The organism is Paraburkholderia hospita (assembly GCF_002902965.1).
Classification (GTDB): Bacteria; Pseudomonadota; Gammaproteobacteria; order Burkholderiales; family Burkholderiaceae; genus Paraburkholderia; species Paraburkholderia hospita.
In genome coordinates this window covers 2,176,118-2,192,308 of record NZ_CP026106.1, presented here as the reverse complement: position 1 = coordinate 2,192,308, position 16,191 = coordinate 2,176,118, and the positions used below count along the sequence as shown (strand labels likewise).

Genomic DNA, 16,191 nt, shown 5'->3' with positions numbered 1-16,191 from the left:
GTCGAATGATTTCCGTTTATGCGGCTTGCCGCTTCCGCAAGCGGGCGGCAATGCTGCTGAGCGTGCTGGCGAGCTTCGCGAATACGTGGCGTCGCTCGTGATGCAGCGAAAGGAACGCGTCGTAGTGGGCGCGTGCTTCGCGGGTTTGCGGCAAGGTCGAAAGAAGCAGGAAGTACATGTCGGTTCTCCGGCACGAAGGCTCGTGCATGCGAGGCGGCAGGCGCTGGAGAATCGATGGAATCGAAAGCGGTCGGCTTGCCTGCCTCAGGTCGATAAAGGCATTTCTGGGTTCACGGGATGACTGTCACTGTCGGGCATGGTGGCTCCCGGTTCATTGAGAAAACGCATCGCGATTGGCGAAACGCACGTCGGCGAGATGCGTGGCGATGGACAGGTCGAACTTTCGCGGCGTTGACGGCGGCGTTGAGCAGGCACACGCACGCGGACGCAGGCACGCGAAGCGAAACCGCACATGTGACGAAGGCGGCTACGAATCGCGCGCGAACGCGCTGCGCCGGGTGCTGAACCCAACGACGCTAAACAGGATGCACGAGGAATGAAACTGCGACGCGCACCGTCTGCCTGCTGGCAAGACGGCGGCTAGATGAGGAAGCGCGGACGTCTGCCGTTCAGGCGGCGAAACTGTTCGAAAACGTACTACTGCAACTGTCCAAGGCAACGCCCCTCAAATTTCAAGATAAGAGAATTTTATGCCCACGCGCAAAGCCGAGTCAATGCACTTTCTTAAGCAGAACCGAAATATGCGGTGAAGCGCACATCGGGCGTGGCGCGCTGTCCACGCACGTTCGCTGCGCTTTTCCCGAGGCGCTTTCTATACTGGGATCAGCCGTCAGCACAACGGATCACGCGTACTAAAGGTCCGACCATTCATCCGGCTTTCAGATCGCTCAATAGCAGCTAACGACGAGGCGATCACTGGAGGGAGACATGAGCGTTTCAGCCACGCACCCCGGTTCGGGCGCGATCGGCGCGCCTGCGCCGCACAAACCGGCGCTCCGCTCGCTGGCGCTTGCTGCATTGGGCGTCGTCTACGGCGATATCGGCACGAGTCCGCTGTACACGCTGCAGACCGTCTTCGCGACAGCGGGCGGTCTGCCGCTGACGCCGTTGAACGTGATCGGCATCGTGTCGCTGATCTTCTGGTCGCTGACCATCGTCGTGTCGCTCAAGTATGTGACGCTGATCCTGCGCGCGAACAATCACGGCGAGGGCGGCATCATGGCGCTGCTCGCGCTGGCGGCGTCGTCGGTGGCGGACCGGCCGCGCTTGCGTCATGTGCTGCTGATCGTCGGCGTGATGGGCGCAGCGCTCTTTTATGGCGACAGCATCATCACGCCGGCCATCTCCGTGCTGAGTGCGGTGGAAGGGCTGGAAGTCGCCGCGCCCTTTCTGAAGACCTGCGTGATACCCGTGACGCTCGCTGCGATCGTCACGTTGTTCGTGATGCAGAAGCACGGCACGTCGGGGATCGGCGCGGTGTTCGGGCCGGTGATGGTGGTCTGGTTCGTGGTGCTGGCCGTGGTCGGCGTGACCAACGTGATTTCGGCACCCGCGATTCTCGCCGCGCTTGATCCGCTCGCCGGACTCGCCTTCTGCCTGCGTCACGAGTGGCTGGCGTTCGTCGCGCTGGGCGCCGTCGTGCTGTCGCTGACGGGCGCCGAGGCGCTCTATGCCGACATGGGCCACTTCGGCGCGCGGCCGATCCGCATTACATGGTTCGGCATCGTCTTCCCCGCGCTCGCGCTGAACTATCTGGGGCAGGGCGCATTGCTGATCTCCGACCCCACCGCGCTGCAAAACCCGTTCTACCGGCTCTTTCCGCAATGGGCGCTGTATCCGATGATCGTGCTCGCGACGGTCGCCACTGTGATCGCGTCGCAAGCCGTGATCTCCGGCACCTACTCGATGACCAAGCAGGCGATGCAACTGGGCTTCCTGCCGCGCATGAACGTCGTCTACACGTCGGAGAGGGAGATCGGCCAGATCTATGTGCCCGGCATCAACTGGACGCTGCTCGCGGCCGTGGTGGCCGCCGTGCTCGGCTTCGGTTCGTCGACGGCGCTGGGTTCCGCGTATGGCATTGCGGTGACGGGCACGATGCTCATCACGACGCTCTTGACCTTCTTCGTCGTGCGCTATGCATGGCATTACAACTGGCTGCTATGCGTGTTCGCGACCGCGTTCTTCTTCGTGATCGACGCGACGTTCTTCTCGGCGAATCTGCTGAAGATCGTCGAAGGCGGCTGGTTCCCGCTGATGATCGGCTTCGTGATGTTCACGATCATGGCGACATGGGGACGCGGCGGCGAAATCATGCGGGCCGAAGCGCGCGTGCACGCGGGCACGATGCCGCTCAAGGCGTATCTGGAAAAACTGATCGCAAGTCAGCCGGTGCGCGTCCCCGGCACGGCGATCTTTCTCACGCCCAATCCGGACAGCGTGCCGCATGCGCTCGTCAACAACCTGATGCATAACCACGTGCTGCACAACCGCGTTGTGTTCCTGACCGTGAACAACGAGGAGATTCCGTGGGTCGCCGAGCATGAGCGCGTTGCTTTGCACACGGTGTGTGAGAGCTGTTACCAATTGACGATCCGCTATGGCTTCAAGGACGAAGTCGATCTGCCGAAAGCGCTCGCAGCCGCAGGGGCGCTGGGTCTCGATTTCGATCCTTGCGAGGCGTCGTACTTCCTGAGCCGCGCGACCGTCGTGCCGACACCGGGCGCGGGCATGGCGATGTGGCGCGAGCGCCTGTTCGCGGTGATGCTGCATAACGTCGGCAACGTGGCGGCGTATTTCAAGTTGCCCGCCAATCGCGTGATCGAGGTCGGCGCGCGGGTGGAGATATGAGGCGGCGATGCGTGTCGAACGCGCTGCAGGTCGGCATGCGTTTGCATTCGCCAGTTTGCCCGACCATACTGCGCGAGTGTCGCATTCTTCAGGCGGAACGCAGATGAGCCATGACGCTTCACACGAACATGAGCACGATCACGCGCACGAAGGCAGCGCGCTGCCCGAGATGGATCTGCGCGTGCGCGCGCTGGAGTCGCTGCTGATCGAAAAGGGCTACGTCGATCCGAAAGCACTCGATGTGCTGATCGACACCTACGAGCACAAGGTCGGGCCGCGCAACGGCGCGCGTGTCGTCGCGAAGGCATGGTCTGATCCCGGCTTTCGCCAGTGGCTGCTCGACGATGCGACGGCCGCGATTGCGTCGCTCGGTTTCACGGGGCGGCAGGGCGAGCACATGGTCGCGCTGGAGAACACGCCAGGCGTGCACAACATGGTCGTGTGCACGCTCTGTTCGTGCTACCCGTGGCCCGTGCTGGGATTGCCGCCCATCTGGTACAAGTCGGCGCCGTATCGCTCGCGCGCGGTGATCGATCCGCGTGGCGTGCTCGCCGAGTTCGGCGTGGTATTGCCCGACGACACCGACATCCGGGTGTGGGATTCGACGGCGGAAGTGCGCTATCTCGTGCTGCCGATGCGCCCTCCCAACACGGAGACGCTAAACGAAGACGACCTCGCCGATCTCGTCACGCGCGACTCGATGATCGGCACGGGACTCGCGCTCGCTCCGCACGAAGTGAAGCCCGCAAGTGGAGGTCAACCATGAACGGCGCACAGGACATGGGCGGCATGCAGTCGTTCGGGCCCGTCGCACCCGAAACCGACGAGCCGTATTTTCACGCGGACTGGGAGCGTCGCGCGCTGGCGTTGACGATCGCGATGGGCTCGACGGGGAAATGGAACATCGACATGTCGCGCGCCGCGCGCGAAAGCCTGCCGCCCGCGCAGTATCTGTCGAGCAGCTACTACGAGATCTGGTTCGCGGGCTTGCGCAAGCTGCTGATCGACTCGGGACTTGCGACGCGCGACGAGATCGACAGCGGCGTGTCGCAGCGCGCCGGTGTACCCGTGCCGCGCGTGCTCGCCCCCGACCAGGTCAACCCCATGCTATTCCGCGGCAGTCCCGCATCGCGCCCCGAGCCGTATCCCGCGCGCTTTGCCGTGGGCGACGCGGTGCGCACGCTGACGCTGAATCCAACGACACACACGCGCCTGCCACGCTATTGCCGGGGCAAGCGCGGCCGGATCGTCGCGGTGCGTGGCGCGCATGTGTTCCCCGATTCGAACGCGCTTGGACGCGGCGAGGATCCGCAATGGCTGTACACGGTGCGTTTCGACGCCGTCGAGCTGTGGGGCAAGGACACGACGGCGTCGTCGGTGTGCGCCGATTGCTGGGAGCCGTATCTCGAAGCGGACGGGACGGCATGAGCGCGCCCGCATGCACTACGTCGCAGGAAGTTTCGCGCGAGTTGCCTGAGTTGCTTGAGGCGCTGCCCGACATGCCGCGCGACGCTGCCGGTCCGGTCTTTGCCGCGCCGTGGCAGGCCGCGGCATTCGCGATGACGCTCGCGCTTTACGAGCGCGGCGTGTTCACGTGGCCCGAATGGGCCGCAACGCTCGCGGATGCGATCCGTGACGCGCAGGCTCACGGCGACCCCGATCGCGGCGACACTTACTACACGCACTGGCTGACGGCGCTCGAACGCATCGCGACGGCCAAAGGCTGCGTGACGCGCGAGGGATTGATCGGGCGCAAGGACGCGTGGGACGCGGCGGCGCGCCGTACGCCGCACGGCCAGCCGATCGAGCTGGACTGAGCGGCCGGCGCGTCACGCGACTGTCATCGAATTACGGGGTCCTTGTCGGGCGGGCCTTCGGGACGCTGTGGCTCGTCGTTGTGATGACCCGGCGACGGCGGCGTGAGCGGGTCCCCTTCGGGGTCGCGCGTCGGATCGGCGTTCGGATCGGGAATCGGACTGGTGTGCATGGTGTGACCTCGTGGCGTTGTGGTCGATGCGGTCGATGCGGCCTATGTGGCCTATGCGGCAACCGGCGGTGGACGCATGCGCGCTGCTCTCGCGGCAAGGTACGAAGCGTCCTGCTTACACTAGCGTAGGCGATGACCGCGAAGACTGCTGGCGTGATCGCCTGCCGCAACGCTTCAACGTGGTTTGGCGCGGTTCAACGCGGGTCGATACGGCTCAGTGCCCCGTTCTGCGGGCGCGCTGCCGGTCGACGGTCAGCCGCCAGTAGCGCTCCGCGGCGTACACGTCGTCGTAGCCGTGCGGCCCGAACGCGCGCAACTGGCTCTCGTACGCGGACACGGCTTCGCGCTTGAGCAGCGCCTGGCGCTCGCGGTCGAGCGCATGTTCCGCAGCGGGGCTGGCGGGCGTCGCGACGATGCCGCGCCCGGCCAGATCGACGAGCCGCTGCTGGACGAGCCCCGGCATCGGACGATAGATCGCTTCCTCGTACGCGAACCATTCGAGGTGCGACATGCGCGGCAGAATCTCGCAACACGCTTCGAACACGCGGCCGTGATCGTCGTGAAAGAGGCCGAGCGGCATCAGCAGCGTGTTCGATGTCGAGCCATAGATCGCTTCCTCCAGCGCGGCGGCGAGCTTGCCGATCGACGGCGAGTCACCGTATTGCGCGTCGCGAAACGGCAGCCGCAGAGGGATGGCGTCGAGCACGGCGAGCGCGTTGTTATCTTCGAGCGTGCGCGCGTGGATCGATTCGTACGCGCTCGCGAAGCCTGCCTTCTGATCCCATTCGGTGTGCATCTCCTGAGCGGGCGGCGCAGCGAACACGGTGCAGACGGCGGCATCGGGATGCGCGGCGAGCAGTGCGCCGCAACCGAAGACGGCATCGTCGAAATGCGGCGACACGATGAACAGACGCGGGCTGGTTTCGCTCATGAGATCCTGGGCAGGATACGGGACGGGCGCCGGGCGGTGTGATGCATTGGCGGCGCGCACCAGGTCGGCGCACGGCAACGTGGACAGCTTAGACCAACGATGCGATGCGTGCTCGCCGGTTTTCGCGGTGCAGCAGCGTGCAAGCGCCGTGCCTGCAAGCGCATGATCGAGCGATGTTTCCCGTATCGGCTCACCTCGACCGGCGTCGCGCTCCCGGATGTTCTCACCGTGCGCGGCGGCGTGTTTCCGATTCAAGCGCGCGAATATGTCAAAGATGTGAGCGCGAGGAGACTAGACGTTGCGCAGGTCTTCGGGCGTGTCGATATCGCTGAGCACGCCCGGATCGTCGACTTCGATGCGCTTCACGGGATGCGTTGCGAAGAGTGCGCGCGCGCCGGTGTCACCATCGAGCGTGAGCAGCGCCTCGCGATGCTCCATGCCGAAGCCGACGGGATGGCCGCGCTGTCCCTGATAGTAGGGCGCGACGATGGACGCGCCGTCGTCGACTGCGCGCGCGACGGCTTCGATGGTTGGCGTGGCGATGCGGGGCATGTCGGCGAGCGCGACGATCCAGCCGTCGGCGTCATCGCTCGCTTCGATGCTGGCGGCGAGGCTTGCGCCCATGCCGCGCTCGGCGTCGGCGGAAAAGATGACGTGACAGCCGGCGTCGTTGAGCACGCGGGCGAGCATCTCCGAGCCGGGGCGCACGATCGCGATGACGTGCGGGACGACCAGCAGCAGGCGATGCGCGGATTCGAATGCGACGGGGGTGCCGTCGGGCAGGCGGGCGAGGAGTTTATTGTGGATGCCTTCCGGGTCGAAGCGCGATCCGTAGCCGGCCGCGAGCAGCACGCCGGTAGCGAAGGAGGCGTATGCCATGGGTGGCACCAGAAGGTGGGGTTTGAGTGGGGATTGTGCGGTGCAACGGGGATGGGGGCAAGGGTTTTGTTTTTGGTTTTGCTTTTGTTTTTTTTCGTCTGCGAACGGGACCTGCGGTGCGGCGATGCCGTTCGGGGTTTCGGTTTTTGCGCTGGTATGAGCCTTTGTGGCGCGGACGGTTTGGTTTTTTGGGGTGTTCGCTGGCATCCGCGCTACGGTGTTTGCTGCGCAAGCGGTTGGTTCTTTTGCCTCGGCGCTGGCATCCGCGTATTGCCTTCGTGCTTCAAGCGTCGCCCCTGTGCGGGGCGGCACCTACTTTTCTTTGCCGCCGCAAAGAAAAGTAGGCAAAAGAAAGCGGCTAACACCGCCAGCTCTTGTGTTTGCCTGAGGGCCCCCAACCGGTCCTACACTTCACACGGCAGTGGCCCTGGTTGGTGCTCGTTGCCAACGCTCCGAATGAACGCCTCACCCGCTTCGAATACCCGTACTCGGGCAAGCGGCAGCGAATCGTACGTGCCGCCCAGGTGGCAAACTGTGTGTAGGTTGTCGCGCCGTATAGCTTGGCGCTCTTACATGGAGGAACGCGTGCGCTATCGGTCCGAAGTGAGGCGTGCGAGGCACTACGGCCAACACACAGTTTGCCACCTGGGCGGCCGTGGAATATCTGGCACGGCATGCTGCAACGTGGGGGCCTGAAGCGGGTGAGGCGCTCATTCGAAGCGTTGGCAACGAACATGGGTCACGTGATTGCCGTGTGAAGCGTAAGACCGGTTGGGGGCCCTCAGGCAAGAAGAAATGTTGGCGGTGTTAGCCGCTTTCTTTTGCCTGGCGGTTTCAAGGATCAAGTGCAACACTTCATTTAGGATGTGTTGCATGGGACAAAAATACGAACACCTTGGTGCCGAGGAGCGCGGTGCTATCTTTGCAATGAAGCAGGAGAACAAGAGTACGCGGGAGATTGCACGTGTGTTACGGCGTTCGCCAGCCACGATCAGCCGTGAACTCAGGCGCAATGGCTGGAAGCCGGATCATGAGCGAGGTCCAATGGGACGTCCCGCTATCGCTGGCGGCTACAATGCCGCGAACGCGGGCCGCCGGGCGGCAAGGCTGCGGCGCAAGCCGCGCTGTGAGCGCAAGCTGCATCCTGACGGACCATTGTGGGCCGAGGTACGTCAATACCTGGAAGGCGGCCTCTCGCCTGAGCAGGTGTGCGCCCAACTCGAACGTGTGCATCCCGAAGAACCTGCCTTGAACGTCTCGCACGAAACGATCTACCACGCCATCTATGCCGCGCCGCGTGGCGCATTGCGGCGTGAACTGGTTGCCCTGCTCAGGCAGGGGCGTAGCACGCGCAAGCCGCGCACACGCGGGCAGGACCGCCGTGGGAAGCTCGTCGACATGGTGAGCATTCATGTGCGCCCGCCCGAGGCCAACGACCGGTTGATTCCGGGCCACTGGGAAGGCGATCTGATCAAGGGTGCGGGCAACCGTTCGGCCGTGGGGACCCTGATTGATCGCAGCACCCTGTTCGTGATGCTGGTGAAGATTGATGGCAGCACCGCCGAGGCGGCGCTTGATGCCTACAGTGCGGCGTTCGCGCCGCTGCCGGCAGAACTGCGCCAGACCCTGACGTACGACCAGGGCAAGGAAATGGCAGAACATAAAAAGCTTGCCGAGGCCACCGGTATCCGTATCTACTTCTGCGATCCGCACAGCCCCTGGCAACGCGGTATCTGCGAGAACACCAATGGTCTGCTGCGCCAGTACCTGCCCAAAGGCACAGACCTCTCCGTGTTCTCGCAGCGCCAGCTCGACCTGATCGCGATGCGCATGAACATCCGTCCGCGCAAGACGCTCGGCTGGAAGACCCCTGCAGAAGCTTTTATGGAAAAATGCGCGGAACAGGATATTGCGATCAACCCCGCTGTTGCACTTAGCCTTTGAAACCGCCCCTACTTTTCTTTGCGGCGGCAAAGAAAAGTAGGTGCCGCCCCGCACAGGGGCGACGTGTGAACGGCAAACACCGTAGCGCGGATGCCAGCGCAAACACAAGCAAACCAAACCGGCTACGCCACGAAGTTAAAGCGCGGATGCTAGCGCAAGCGCAAACACCCACCCAGCGTCGCAGACAAAAAAACCAAAAACCTCACTCCGACCCAAGATAAAAAAACCGGAACAAAAACACAGCAGCAATAACCCAGACAACGAGTTTCACCTGCCGCGCGCGCCCGGTGAGCAACTTAAGCCCAGCATAAGAAATAAACCCAAACGCCACCCCATTCGCAATGGAATAGGTAAACGGCATCATAAGAGCGGTAAGTGCAGCAGGCACGACTTCAGTAGCATCGTCCCAAGGCAAGTCGGCCATCTCCCGCAGCATGAGACACGACACATACAGCAAAGCCGGCGCCGTGGCATAACCCGGCACAACCCCCGCCAGCGGCGCAAAGAACAGCGCGAGCAAAAACAGCACAGCAACGGTAATCGCGGTAACACCCGTACGCCCACCCGCCTGAACACCCGAAGCGCTTTCGATATAAGCCGTCGTCGACGACGTACCCAGCAGCGACCCGGCGAGGATCGCCGTACTATCCGCAAGCAGCGCGCGATTCAAACGGTGCATCTTGCCATGCACAAGCAGCCCCGCGCGATTCGCAACACCCATCAGCGTGCCCGTCGCATCGAACAGTTCGACGAGGAAGAACACCAGAATCACATTCAGCACGCCCGTCGACAACGCGGCCTTCACATCGAGCTGGAACAGCGTCGGCGAGATCGACGGCGGCACGGACACGATGCCGTGAAACTGGTTGCCGCCGAAGAAGAAGCTCAAAATCGTCACGCCGACAATACCGATCAAAATCGCCCCGCGCACGCGCAGAACATCCAGCATGACGATCGCGAAGAAGCCGATGATCGCCAGCACCACATGCGGATCGTGCAGGTTGCCGAGCGTGACGAGCGTCGCCGGACTGCCCGTCACGATGCCCGCCGCCTTCAACGAGATGATCGCGAGAAAGAGGCCGATGCCACCCGTGATCGCGACGCGAATCGAATGCGGAATGCCGTTGACGATCACCTCGCGCACGCGGAACAGCGTGACGATCAGGAACAGGCAGCCGGAGATAAAGACCGCGCCGAGCGCGGCCTGCCACGTGAAGCCCATCCCCTTGACGACCGTGTACGCGAAGTACGCATTCAGCCCCATGCCCGGCGCGCACGCAATCGGGTAGTTCGCGTAGAAGCCCATGATGAGCGACGCGAGCGCCGCCACGAGGCAGGTCGCAACGAACACCGAGTCTTTGGGCATGCCCGCATCGCCGAGAATCGCCGGGTTGACGAAGATGATGTAGGCCATTGTGAGGAAGGTGGTGACGCCTGCCAGCACTTCCACGCGCAGGGTCGTGCCCGCTTCGTCAAAGCCGAAATACCGTTTTACGGAGTCCATGAGCCGAGTCTCTCGTCGTTTGAAATGTCGTTGGTCACTGCTTGTCGTGCTGCCTGTCTCTGCCTGTTTCGGCGCGTCTTCTACCGCGCGATGGCGTCCCGTCCCGCATGGCGACGCAGGCGGGCTTCCCCGCCGCATCGGCCATCATGACGCCACGGGCGGATTTAATCACGATTGGTCAGTAAATACCGCATTTGCCGCGCGCGCGTGGAGCCCATGCAACACTCGGGACGTGTGCACGTTGCACCGCGGCAACCGGCGGCGCCCAGATGCGTTTTGCTGGCGAAGGGGCGTGATGATACCTGACGCGGCGCATCAGGCTGGATTACGAGGGGAGCGGAAAGGAAGGAAGCGCGCCGAAAGCGGCCGTGCGCAATGTCATGACAAAGGCCGCGCGCGAAGTCGCGTTGAACGTTTCAACGGACAATGCAATGCGAAACGCGCGTTGAATGAGCGCGTCACGCATCCATCGATATTACTGTTGCGTGCCTTGAGCCTGCGCGCGGCGTTGCGCGACGATGCGGCCAGCTGCGATCGCATTGGCCGGGTAGTTGATCCAGTCGAGCGGATCGTAGCCCGCCTTGCGCCATTCGACGAGATCCGCTTTCACTTCGGCGCGGGTCTTGGGTGTGTTCTGATCATAGACGCGCGACGTCTGCGCAAATGCGGACGATACGGCTGCTACGCCGATAAGCGCGCCCAGAACCATACGAGGAATCAGCTTCATGGCAAGGGCCTGAAAAGTTAGGATGACCCTTTTATTCTAGGTTCTGTATTTGCAATGAGTAAGGCTCGTAACTGAAATGAACCATTGCTCAGTTTGCATCTATGGCCGCGCTCGAGGCGTGGTTCATGCATGCCTCAAGCGCGTTCGCGTTCGAACCTTTGAGCGGGATTCGCACGGATATCCGTCGCCTAACCCATATGCTGAGAAGGCTTGCCTATCCGATCGATCACGGCCGTCAACAGATCGACGGGTAACGGAAACACGATGGTCGAATTCTTGTCGGCGGCAATGGTTGTCAGTGTCTGCAAATACCGCAATGTCATCGCCTGCGGTTGTTGCGCAAGCATCTGTGCCGCCTGCAGCAATTTCTCCGACGCCTGCAGCTCGCCTTCGGCATGGATGATCTTTGCGCGGCGCTCGCGCTCGGCTTCCGCCTGACGCGCAATCGCGCGGATCATCGTCTCGTTGATATCGACATGCTTGATCTCGACATTCGATACCTTGATACCCCAAGCATCCGTCTGCGCATCGAGCACGCGCTGGATGTCGGTATTGAGCTGCTCGCGCTCGGACAGCAGTTCGTCGAGTTCATGCTTGCCGAGCACCGCGCGCAACGTGGTCTGCGAAAGCTGGCTGGTCGCTTCGAAGTAGCGCGCGACCTGAATCACCGCGCGCTCCGGATCGACGACGCGAAAGTACACGACGGCATTGACCTTGACGGACACGTTGTCGCGCGTGATCACGTCCTGCGGCGGCACGTCGAACACGACGGTGCGCAGATCCATTCGCACCACCTGCTGCACGACGGGAATGATCAGCACGAGACCCGGTCCCTTGACCTTCCAGAAGCGGCCGAGCATGAACACCACGCCGCGCTCGTACTCGCGAAACACGCGCACCGCCGAAGCGACCAGCACGATCACCAGAAGAATCAGGATGCTGCCGAAGCCAAAAGTGAAACCGATCATGTGTGTTCTCCCTCTTGTGATGGGTTGCTTGCGGGAACCACGGTAAGCATCAGGCCGCGCCGCCCCGTCACGCGCACGGCGTGGCCCGCCGCGAGCGGCGAGGTGCTGCGCACGCGCCAGCGTTCGCCATGCACGCGCGCCCAGCCGACGCGGTCAGGCTCGCCGTGCAGAAGGCTGTCGAGCGGACTACCAAGCGTGCTGTCCTGCGGACTATCGGCGCGGGCTTGCGCCGTATCGGAGGCGACGAGGCCGTCATCCAGCACCACGCCCATGCTGCCAATCATCGCCTCGGCGCCCGTCACCACGGGCCGCCGCCGCGAGCGCAGCACCATCCCCGACACGCCGAAGATAAACAGCACACTGAATACGATGACGGCGGCGATCATCGGCAGCGGCACGCCGTAGCCGGGCACGTCGGTATCGATTAACATCAGCGCGCCGATCGCAAACGCGACGATGCCGCCAAAGCCAAGCGTGCCGAAAGTCGGCAGGAAGGCTTCGGCAATCAGAAACGCCAGGCCGAGGAAGATCAGACCGAGACCCACGTAATTGACGGGCAGCAATTGCAGCGCGAACAGACCCAGCAGCAGGCTGATCGCACCCGCCACGCCGGGCAGCACGAAGCCGGGATTCGCGAACTCGAAGAACAGGCCATACATGCCGATCATCAGCAAGATCAAGGCCACGTTCGGATCGGTGATGACGGCGAGGAAGCGGCTGCGCCAGTCCGCCTCGAGCGTCACGACGGTCGCGTGCGCCGTCGTCAGATGCTTCGCGCCGGCGGCCGTGTCGTACGTGCGGCCGTCGAGCTGCCTGAGCAGGTCGGGAATATCGCGCGCAATCAGGTCGACGACCTTCTGCTCGAGCGCGTCGCGTGCCGACAGGCTCACGGCTTCGCGCACCGCGCGCTCGGCCCAGTCGACGTTGCGGCCGCGCAGTTGCGCGAGGCCGCGTATATAAGCCTGCGAATCCTGAAGCTGCTTGCGCAGCTCGGTCGATTGACTGTCGAGCGGGAGTGCGCCGGATGCGGCGTTGTCCTTCTGGGCCGGGCCGGACGCGGGCGTCGCGCCTGGCAACGCGGGCGGCTGGCCGGGTTTCGGCGCATCCTGGCCGCCGATGCCCAACTGCACGGGCGACGCTGCGCCGAGGTTGGTGCCCGGCGCCATCGCCGCGATGTGGCTTGCATACGTGATATAGGTGCCCGCGCTCGCGGCGCGCGCGCCACCTGGCGCGATATACGTCGCGACGGGGATGGGCGACGCGAGAATCGCCTTGATGATCTGCCGCATCGACGTGTCGAGCCCGCCCGGCGTGTCGAGCTGCAGGACGGCGAGCTGGGCGTGATCGTCGGCGGCGCGGGCGAGGCCGCGCACGATGAAATCGGCGGTGGCGGGGCTGATTGCGCCTGCGACTGGAATCACTACTACGCTGCCGGGCGCAACGGGGGATTGCGCGGCGTGGACGGAAGGCACAAACGCTGCCGCGGCGCAGAGCGCCAGCACGAGCAGCAACGCGCGCTGCAACAGCCTTCCCGCCGCGCCGGGGATGACGCGCGGAGCGCAAGCCCATGCGGCACGGGGCGCGGTGGCCATGGAAGCGCCACGCGCGCGGCGCGGCGTGCGTCGCGAACCCGCTTGCCGGATCGGTAGAAGCCGGTACGTTCCCATCGTCGACGGCCGGTGCGCCGCGCCGCGACGGATCACGTTCGCAGGGCGGCGCGCCAGGCCTGAAAAGAGCTGGCCTGTCTTAAGCTTAGTCGGATTCGGCGCGTTCCGCCCGGCGGGAGATACCCGCGTTCGCCGCGGGCGCGCCTGCCGTATGCGCGTTCACCGCCCGATAATCCGCCGGCCGCATCCCCGTCCATTTGCGAAACGCCCGGTGAAACGCGCTCGGCTCGGCAAATCCGAGCGTCGCCGCGATGTCGGCAACCGACTGGCCGCCGCGCTGCAACTGCGAAATCGCGATGTCGCGCCGCAAGTCGTCCTTGATCGACTGGTACGTATAGCCTTCCTGCTTCAGATGACGCCGCATCGTCGCCTCGGCGACGTGCAGGCGCTGCGCCATCTCGTCGGAGCCCGGCCAGGCGGACATCGGCAGCGCGCGCAGCGCCTTGCGCACCCGCGCGGCGAGCGAGCCGGGATTGCGGTACTTGATGATGAAGCTCGCGGGCGCGTCGCGCAGGAACGGCTTGATGGACCTCGTGGTCTGCACGACGGGCAGTTCCAGAAAATCCGGCGAGAGATCGACATACGACTCGCTCTGCCCGAACGACAGGTCGTCGCAGAACATCAGCCGGTACTCGTGCGCGGCGGGCGGCTCGGCGCAACTGAAGCGCGCCTCGATCAGCGGGATGCGCCGCCTGACCAGCCAGCATACGAGTCCGTAGACAAGGATGAAGTACGTTGCGTAGGCAAACATGGCCGGCTGCGGCGCGCCGTCGCGATGCGCGAATGCGAGGCGCACGCGGTCGTCGCGCGTGACGATCTGCACGCGCATGTCGTCGAGCACGAGGCGCATGAAGTTGACGGCACGCGTGAGCGCCTGGCCGCCGTTGCGTGCCGTCAGCGCCATCTGCGTCATGGCGATGAAGCTGCCGCTTTTCATCGCGTGGGCATCCTGGCCGAAGAACTCGTCGTCGAGCGTTCTTGCGATGTTGGCCCACAGCGCGCCGTATTGCGCCGGCGTCACGCGGCTCTTCGGGCTCGCGAGCACCTGAGGCGCGATGCCCGCCGCCTCGACGATCGGCTGCAGGTCGACGCCGCGCGCGCGGGCGAGCGCCAGCGTCTCTTCGACGAGACTCACGGAGATCGTGCCTCTTTCGGTTTTCATTCGGTCGCGGTTCCTCGCCAGCCTGGAAGTGGGCGTTTCATCAATTCTGGCAAATGCGCTCACGTGAATAGCCGCGAGCGCCTGCCGACAACCGCTATTCTGCCGCATCGGCGCCCCTCAAGAAATCCAGTTATGGCAAATGCGCTCACCAAAATTGAGCGGACGCGGCATCGAATCCCGCTTTCGCGCCGCCTAAACTGGGTTCCAACAGACGCGCCATGTGTGCAGTGCAGCAGGCGCGCAGAGACAAACGGAGCGAGACACATGGACGAGTTCTACACCGACGAGCAGCGGATGATCCGCGACGCGGCGCGCGACTTCTCGGTCGAACGCCTCGCGCCGAACGCGGCGCAATGGGACCGCGAAGGCAAGTTGCCGGCGGAAGTCGTCGGGCAGATGGGCGAGCTGGGCTTTCTCGGCATGATCGTGCCGCCCGAATGGGGCGGCTCGTACACCGACTACATCGCGTATGCGCTCGCACTCGAAGAGATCGCGGCCGGCTGCGCCGCCTGCGCGACGCTGATGAGCGTGCACAACTCGGTCGGCTGCGGGCCGATCCTCAACTTCGGCACCGACGCTCAAAAGGATCGCTATCTCGCCGATCTCGCGACGGGCAAGCGCATCGGCGCCTTCTGCCTGACCGAGCCGCATGCGGGCAGCGAAGCGAACAACATCCGCACACGCGCCGTGCTGCGCGATGGCCAGTGGGTTATCAACGGGAGCAAGCAGTTCGTGACGAACGGCGCGCGCGCCAGCATCGCGATCGTGTTCGCCGTCACCGATCCCGACGCGGGCAAGCGCGGCATCTCGGCCTTTATCGTGCCGACGGATACGCCGGGCTTCAACGTCGGGCGCCCCGAGAGCAAGCTCGGTATTCGCGCGTCGGATACCTGCCCGATCTCGCTCGACGATTGCGCCGTGCCCGAAGCGAATCTGCTCGGCGCGCCGGGCGAGGGCTTGCGCATCGCGCTGTCGAATCTGGAAGGCGGACGCATCGGTATCGCGGCGCAGGCGATCGGCATTGCGCGCGCGGCGTTCGATGCGGCCCGCGCGTATGCGAACGAGCGCGTCCAGTTCGGCAAGGCGTTGAAGGAACATCAGACCATCGCCAACATGCTCGCCGACATGGCGACGCGCCTGAACGCCGCGCGCCTGCTTGTGCATCACGCGGCGCGGCTGCGCAGCGCGGGGCGGCCGTGTCTGTCGGAGGCATCGCAGGCGAAGCTGTATGCGTCGGAGATGGCTGAAGAGGTTTGCTCGAAGGCGATTCAGATTCACGGCGGCTATGGGTATCTGGAGGACTACGCCGTCGAGCGGCATTATCGCGATGCCCGCATTACGCAAATCTATGAAGGCACGAGCGAAGTACAAAGAATGGTTATCGCGCGGCACGTTTGAGCGCAGAATAATCCGCCAATAGAGTGATGAGACCAGAGTAAGGCGCTAAAGCGCCAACTCTGGGCCAACTCGCCAAGGGACCGGAGTAAGCGCTAAAGCGCTAACTCCGGCCGACTTGCCATGGGACCAGAGTAAGGCGCTAAAGCGCCAACT

At 63.9% G+C, this 16,191-nt stretch carries 15 protein-coding genes; 6 read left to right on the top strand and 9 right to left on the bottom strand.

Annotated elements, in window-relative coordinates:
* Positions 1 to 16 precede the first annotated feature (16 nt).
* Entirely contained in the window at positions 17 to 178 is a 162-nt protein-coding gene (locus tag C2L64_RS54220) for a hypothetical protein (protein WP_165489539.1), read from the bottom strand.
* 770 nt (positions 179 to 948) lie between these two features.
* On the opposite strand from C2L64_RS54220, the gene C2L64_RS28145 reads away from it, so the two are divergent.
* From C2L64_RS28145 to C2L64_RS28130, 4 genes are all read left to right on the top strand, one after another.
* Entirely contained in the window at positions 949 to 2,871 is a 1,923-nt protein-coding gene (locus tag C2L64_RS28145) for a potassium transporter Kup (protein WP_009770417.1), read from the top strand.
* Positions 2,872 to 2,974: 103 nt separating this feature from the next.
* Positions 2,975 to 3,637 carry a nitrile hydratase subunit alpha gene (gene nthA / locus C2L64_RS28140; protein WP_238554857.1) on the top strand — a complete coding sequence of 221 codons (663 nt, stop codon included), beginning with the start codon at positions 2,975 to 2,977 and terminating at the stop codon, positions 3,635 to 3,637.
* Complete coding sequence (gene nthB / locus C2L64_RS28135; RefSeq protein ID WP_009770419.1) at positions 3,634 to 4,299, top strand: nitrile hydratase subunit beta; 666 nt, start codon at positions 3,634 to 3,636, stop codon at positions 4,297 to 4,299. The genes nthA and nthB overlap by 4 nt, the downstream gene beginning before the upstream one ends.
* Positions 4,296 to 4,688 carry a nitrile hydratase accessory protein gene (locus tag C2L64_RS28130; protein WP_009770420.1) on the top strand — a complete coding sequence of 131 codons (393 nt, stop codon included), beginning with the start codon at positions 4,296 to 4,298 and terminating at the stop codon, positions 4,686 to 4,688. The genes nthB and C2L64_RS28130 overlap by 4 nt, the downstream gene beginning before the upstream one ends.
* A gap of 23 nt (positions 4,689 to 4,711) precedes the next feature.
* On the opposite strand, the gene C2L64_RS54215 is transcribed toward C2L64_RS28130, so the two are convergent.
* The 3 genes from C2L64_RS54215 to C2L64_RS28120 form a co-directional block, all read right to left on the bottom strand.
* Positions 4,712 to 4,858, bottom strand: coding sequence for a hypothetical protein (locus C2L64_RS54215; protein ID WP_009770421.1), 147 nt, complete (start codon positions 4,856 to 4,858; stop codon positions 4,712 to 4,714).
* Between the two features lie 214 nt (positions 4,859 to 5,072).
* Positions 5,073 to 5,789 (bottom strand): PIG-L family deacetylase, encoded by a 717-nt coding sequence (locus tag C2L64_RS28125; protein ID WP_007744313.1) that lies wholly within the window; start codon positions 5,787 to 5,789, stop codon positions 5,073 to 5,075.
* Positions 5,790 to 6,080: 291 nt separating this feature from the next.
* Positions 6,081 to 6,668: a nucleotidyltransferase family protein gene (locus tag C2L64_RS28120; protein WP_009770423.1), complete on the bottom strand. Its 588-nt coding sequence runs from the start codon at positions 6,666 to 6,668 to the stop codon at positions 6,081 to 6,083.
* Positions 6,669 to 7,541: 873 nt separating this feature from the next.
* Between C2L64_RS28120 and C2L64_RS28115 the strand changes: the two genes are divergently transcribed.
* On the top strand, positions 7,542 to 8,612 hold the full coding sequence (locus C2L64_RS28115; RefSeq protein WP_079483546.1) for an IS30 family transposase: 1,071 nt from the start codon (positions 7,542 to 7,544) through the stop codon (positions 8,610 to 8,612).
* Positions 8,613 to 8,814: 202 nt separating this feature from the next.
* Here C2L64_RS28115 and C2L64_RS28110 read toward each other — a convergent pair whose 3' ends face one another.
* From C2L64_RS28110 to C2L64_RS28090, 5 genes are all read right to left on the bottom strand, one after another.
* Complete coding sequence (locus C2L64_RS28110; RefSeq protein WP_009771221.1) at positions 8,815 to 10,116, bottom strand: NCS2 family permease; 1,302 nt, start codon at positions 10,114 to 10,116, stop codon at positions 8,815 to 8,817.
* 475 nt (positions 10,117 to 10,591) lie between these two features.
* A complete protein-coding gene (locus tag C2L64_RS28105) occupies positions 10,592 to 10,843 on the bottom strand; it encodes a DUF4148 domain-containing protein (protein WP_039902891.1) in 252 nt (83 codons plus the stop codon).
* A gap of 188 nt (positions 10,844 to 11,031) precedes the next feature.
* Positions 11,032 to 11,811: a slipin family protein gene (locus C2L64_RS28100; protein WP_007746090.1), complete on the bottom strand. Its 780-nt coding sequence runs from the start codon at positions 11,809 to 11,811 to the stop codon at positions 11,032 to 11,034.
* The gene (locus C2L64_RS28095) at positions 11,808 to 13,478 is read right to left on the bottom strand and encodes an NfeD family protein (protein WP_090838999.1); all 1,671 of its coding nucleotides are present in this window, start codon (positions 13,476 to 13,478) and stop codon (positions 11,808 to 11,810) included. The genes C2L64_RS28100 and C2L64_RS28095 overlap by 4 nt, the downstream gene beginning before the upstream one ends.
* 85 nt (positions 13,479 to 13,563) lie before the next feature.
* Complete coding sequence (locus C2L64_RS28090; protein ID WP_090838997.1) at positions 13,564 to 14,640, bottom strand: AraC family transcriptional regulator; 1,077 nt, start codon at positions 14,638 to 14,640, stop codon at positions 13,564 to 13,566.
* Between the two features lie 264 nt (positions 14,641 to 14,904).
* Between C2L64_RS28090 and C2L64_RS28085 the strand changes: the two genes are divergently transcribed.
* A complete protein-coding gene (locus C2L64_RS28085) occupies positions 14,905 to 16,038 on the top strand; it encodes an acyl-CoA dehydrogenase family protein (protein ID WP_007746093.1) in 1,134 nt (377 codons plus the stop codon).
* Positions 16,039 to 16,191: the final 153 nt, after the last annotated feature.

Coding starts and splice junctions, on each gene's coding strand:
- C2L64_RS28145 (WP_009770417.1), top strand. CDS start 949: ATGAGCGTTTCAGCCACGCACCCCGGTTCGGGCGCGATCGGCGCGCCT.
- C2L64_RS28095 (WP_090838999.1), bottom strand. CDS start 13,478: ATGGGAACGTACCGGCTTCTACCGATCCGGCAAGCGGGTTCGCGACGC.
- nthA (WP_238554857.1), top strand. CDS start 2,975: ATGAGCCATGACGCTTCACACGAACATGAGCACGATCACGCGCACGAA.
- C2L64_RS28085 (WP_007746093.1), top strand. CDS start 14,905: ATGGACGAGTTCTACACCGACGAGCAGCGGATGATCCGCGACGCGGCG.
- C2L64_RS28120 (WP_009770423.1), bottom strand. CDS start 6,668: ATGGCATACGCCTCCTTCGCTACCGGCGTGCTGCTCGCGGCCGGCTAC.
- C2L64_RS28105 (WP_039902891.1), bottom strand. CDS start 10,843: ATGAAGCTGATTCCTCGTATGGTTCTGGGCGCGCTTATCGGCGTAGCA.
- C2L64_RS54215 (WP_009770421.1), bottom strand. CDS start 4,858: ATGCACACCAGTCCGATTCCCGATCCGAACGCCGATCCGACGCGCGAC.
- C2L64_RS28130 (WP_009770420.1), top strand. CDS start 4,296: ATGAGCGCGCCCGCATGCACTACGTCGCAGGAAGTTTCGCGCGAGTTG.
- C2L64_RS28090 (WP_090838997.1), bottom strand. CDS start 14,640: ATGAAAACCGAAAGAGGCACGATCTCCGTGAGTCTCGTCGAAGAGACG.
- C2L64_RS28110 (WP_009771221.1), bottom strand. CDS start 10,116: ATGGACTCCGTAAAACGGTATTTCGGCTTTGACGAAGCGGGCACGACC.
- nthB (WP_009770419.1), top strand. CDS start 3,634: ATGAACGGCGCACAGGACATGGGCGGCATGCAGTCGTTCGGGCCCGTC.
- C2L64_RS54220 (WP_165489539.1), bottom strand. CDS start 178: ATGTACTTCCTGCTTCTTTCGACCTTGCCGCAAACCCGCGAAGCACGC.
- C2L64_RS28100 (WP_007746090.1), bottom strand. CDS start 11,811: ATGATCGGTTTCACTTTTGGCTTCGGCAGCATCCTGATTCTTCTGGTG.
- C2L64_RS28115 (WP_079483546.1), top strand. CDS start 7,542: ATGGGACAAAAATACGAACACCTTGGTGCCGAGGAGCGCGGTGCTATC.
- C2L64_RS28125 (WP_007744313.1), bottom strand. CDS start 5,789: ATGAGCGAAACCAGCCCGCGTCTGTTCATCGTGTCGCCGCATTTCGAC.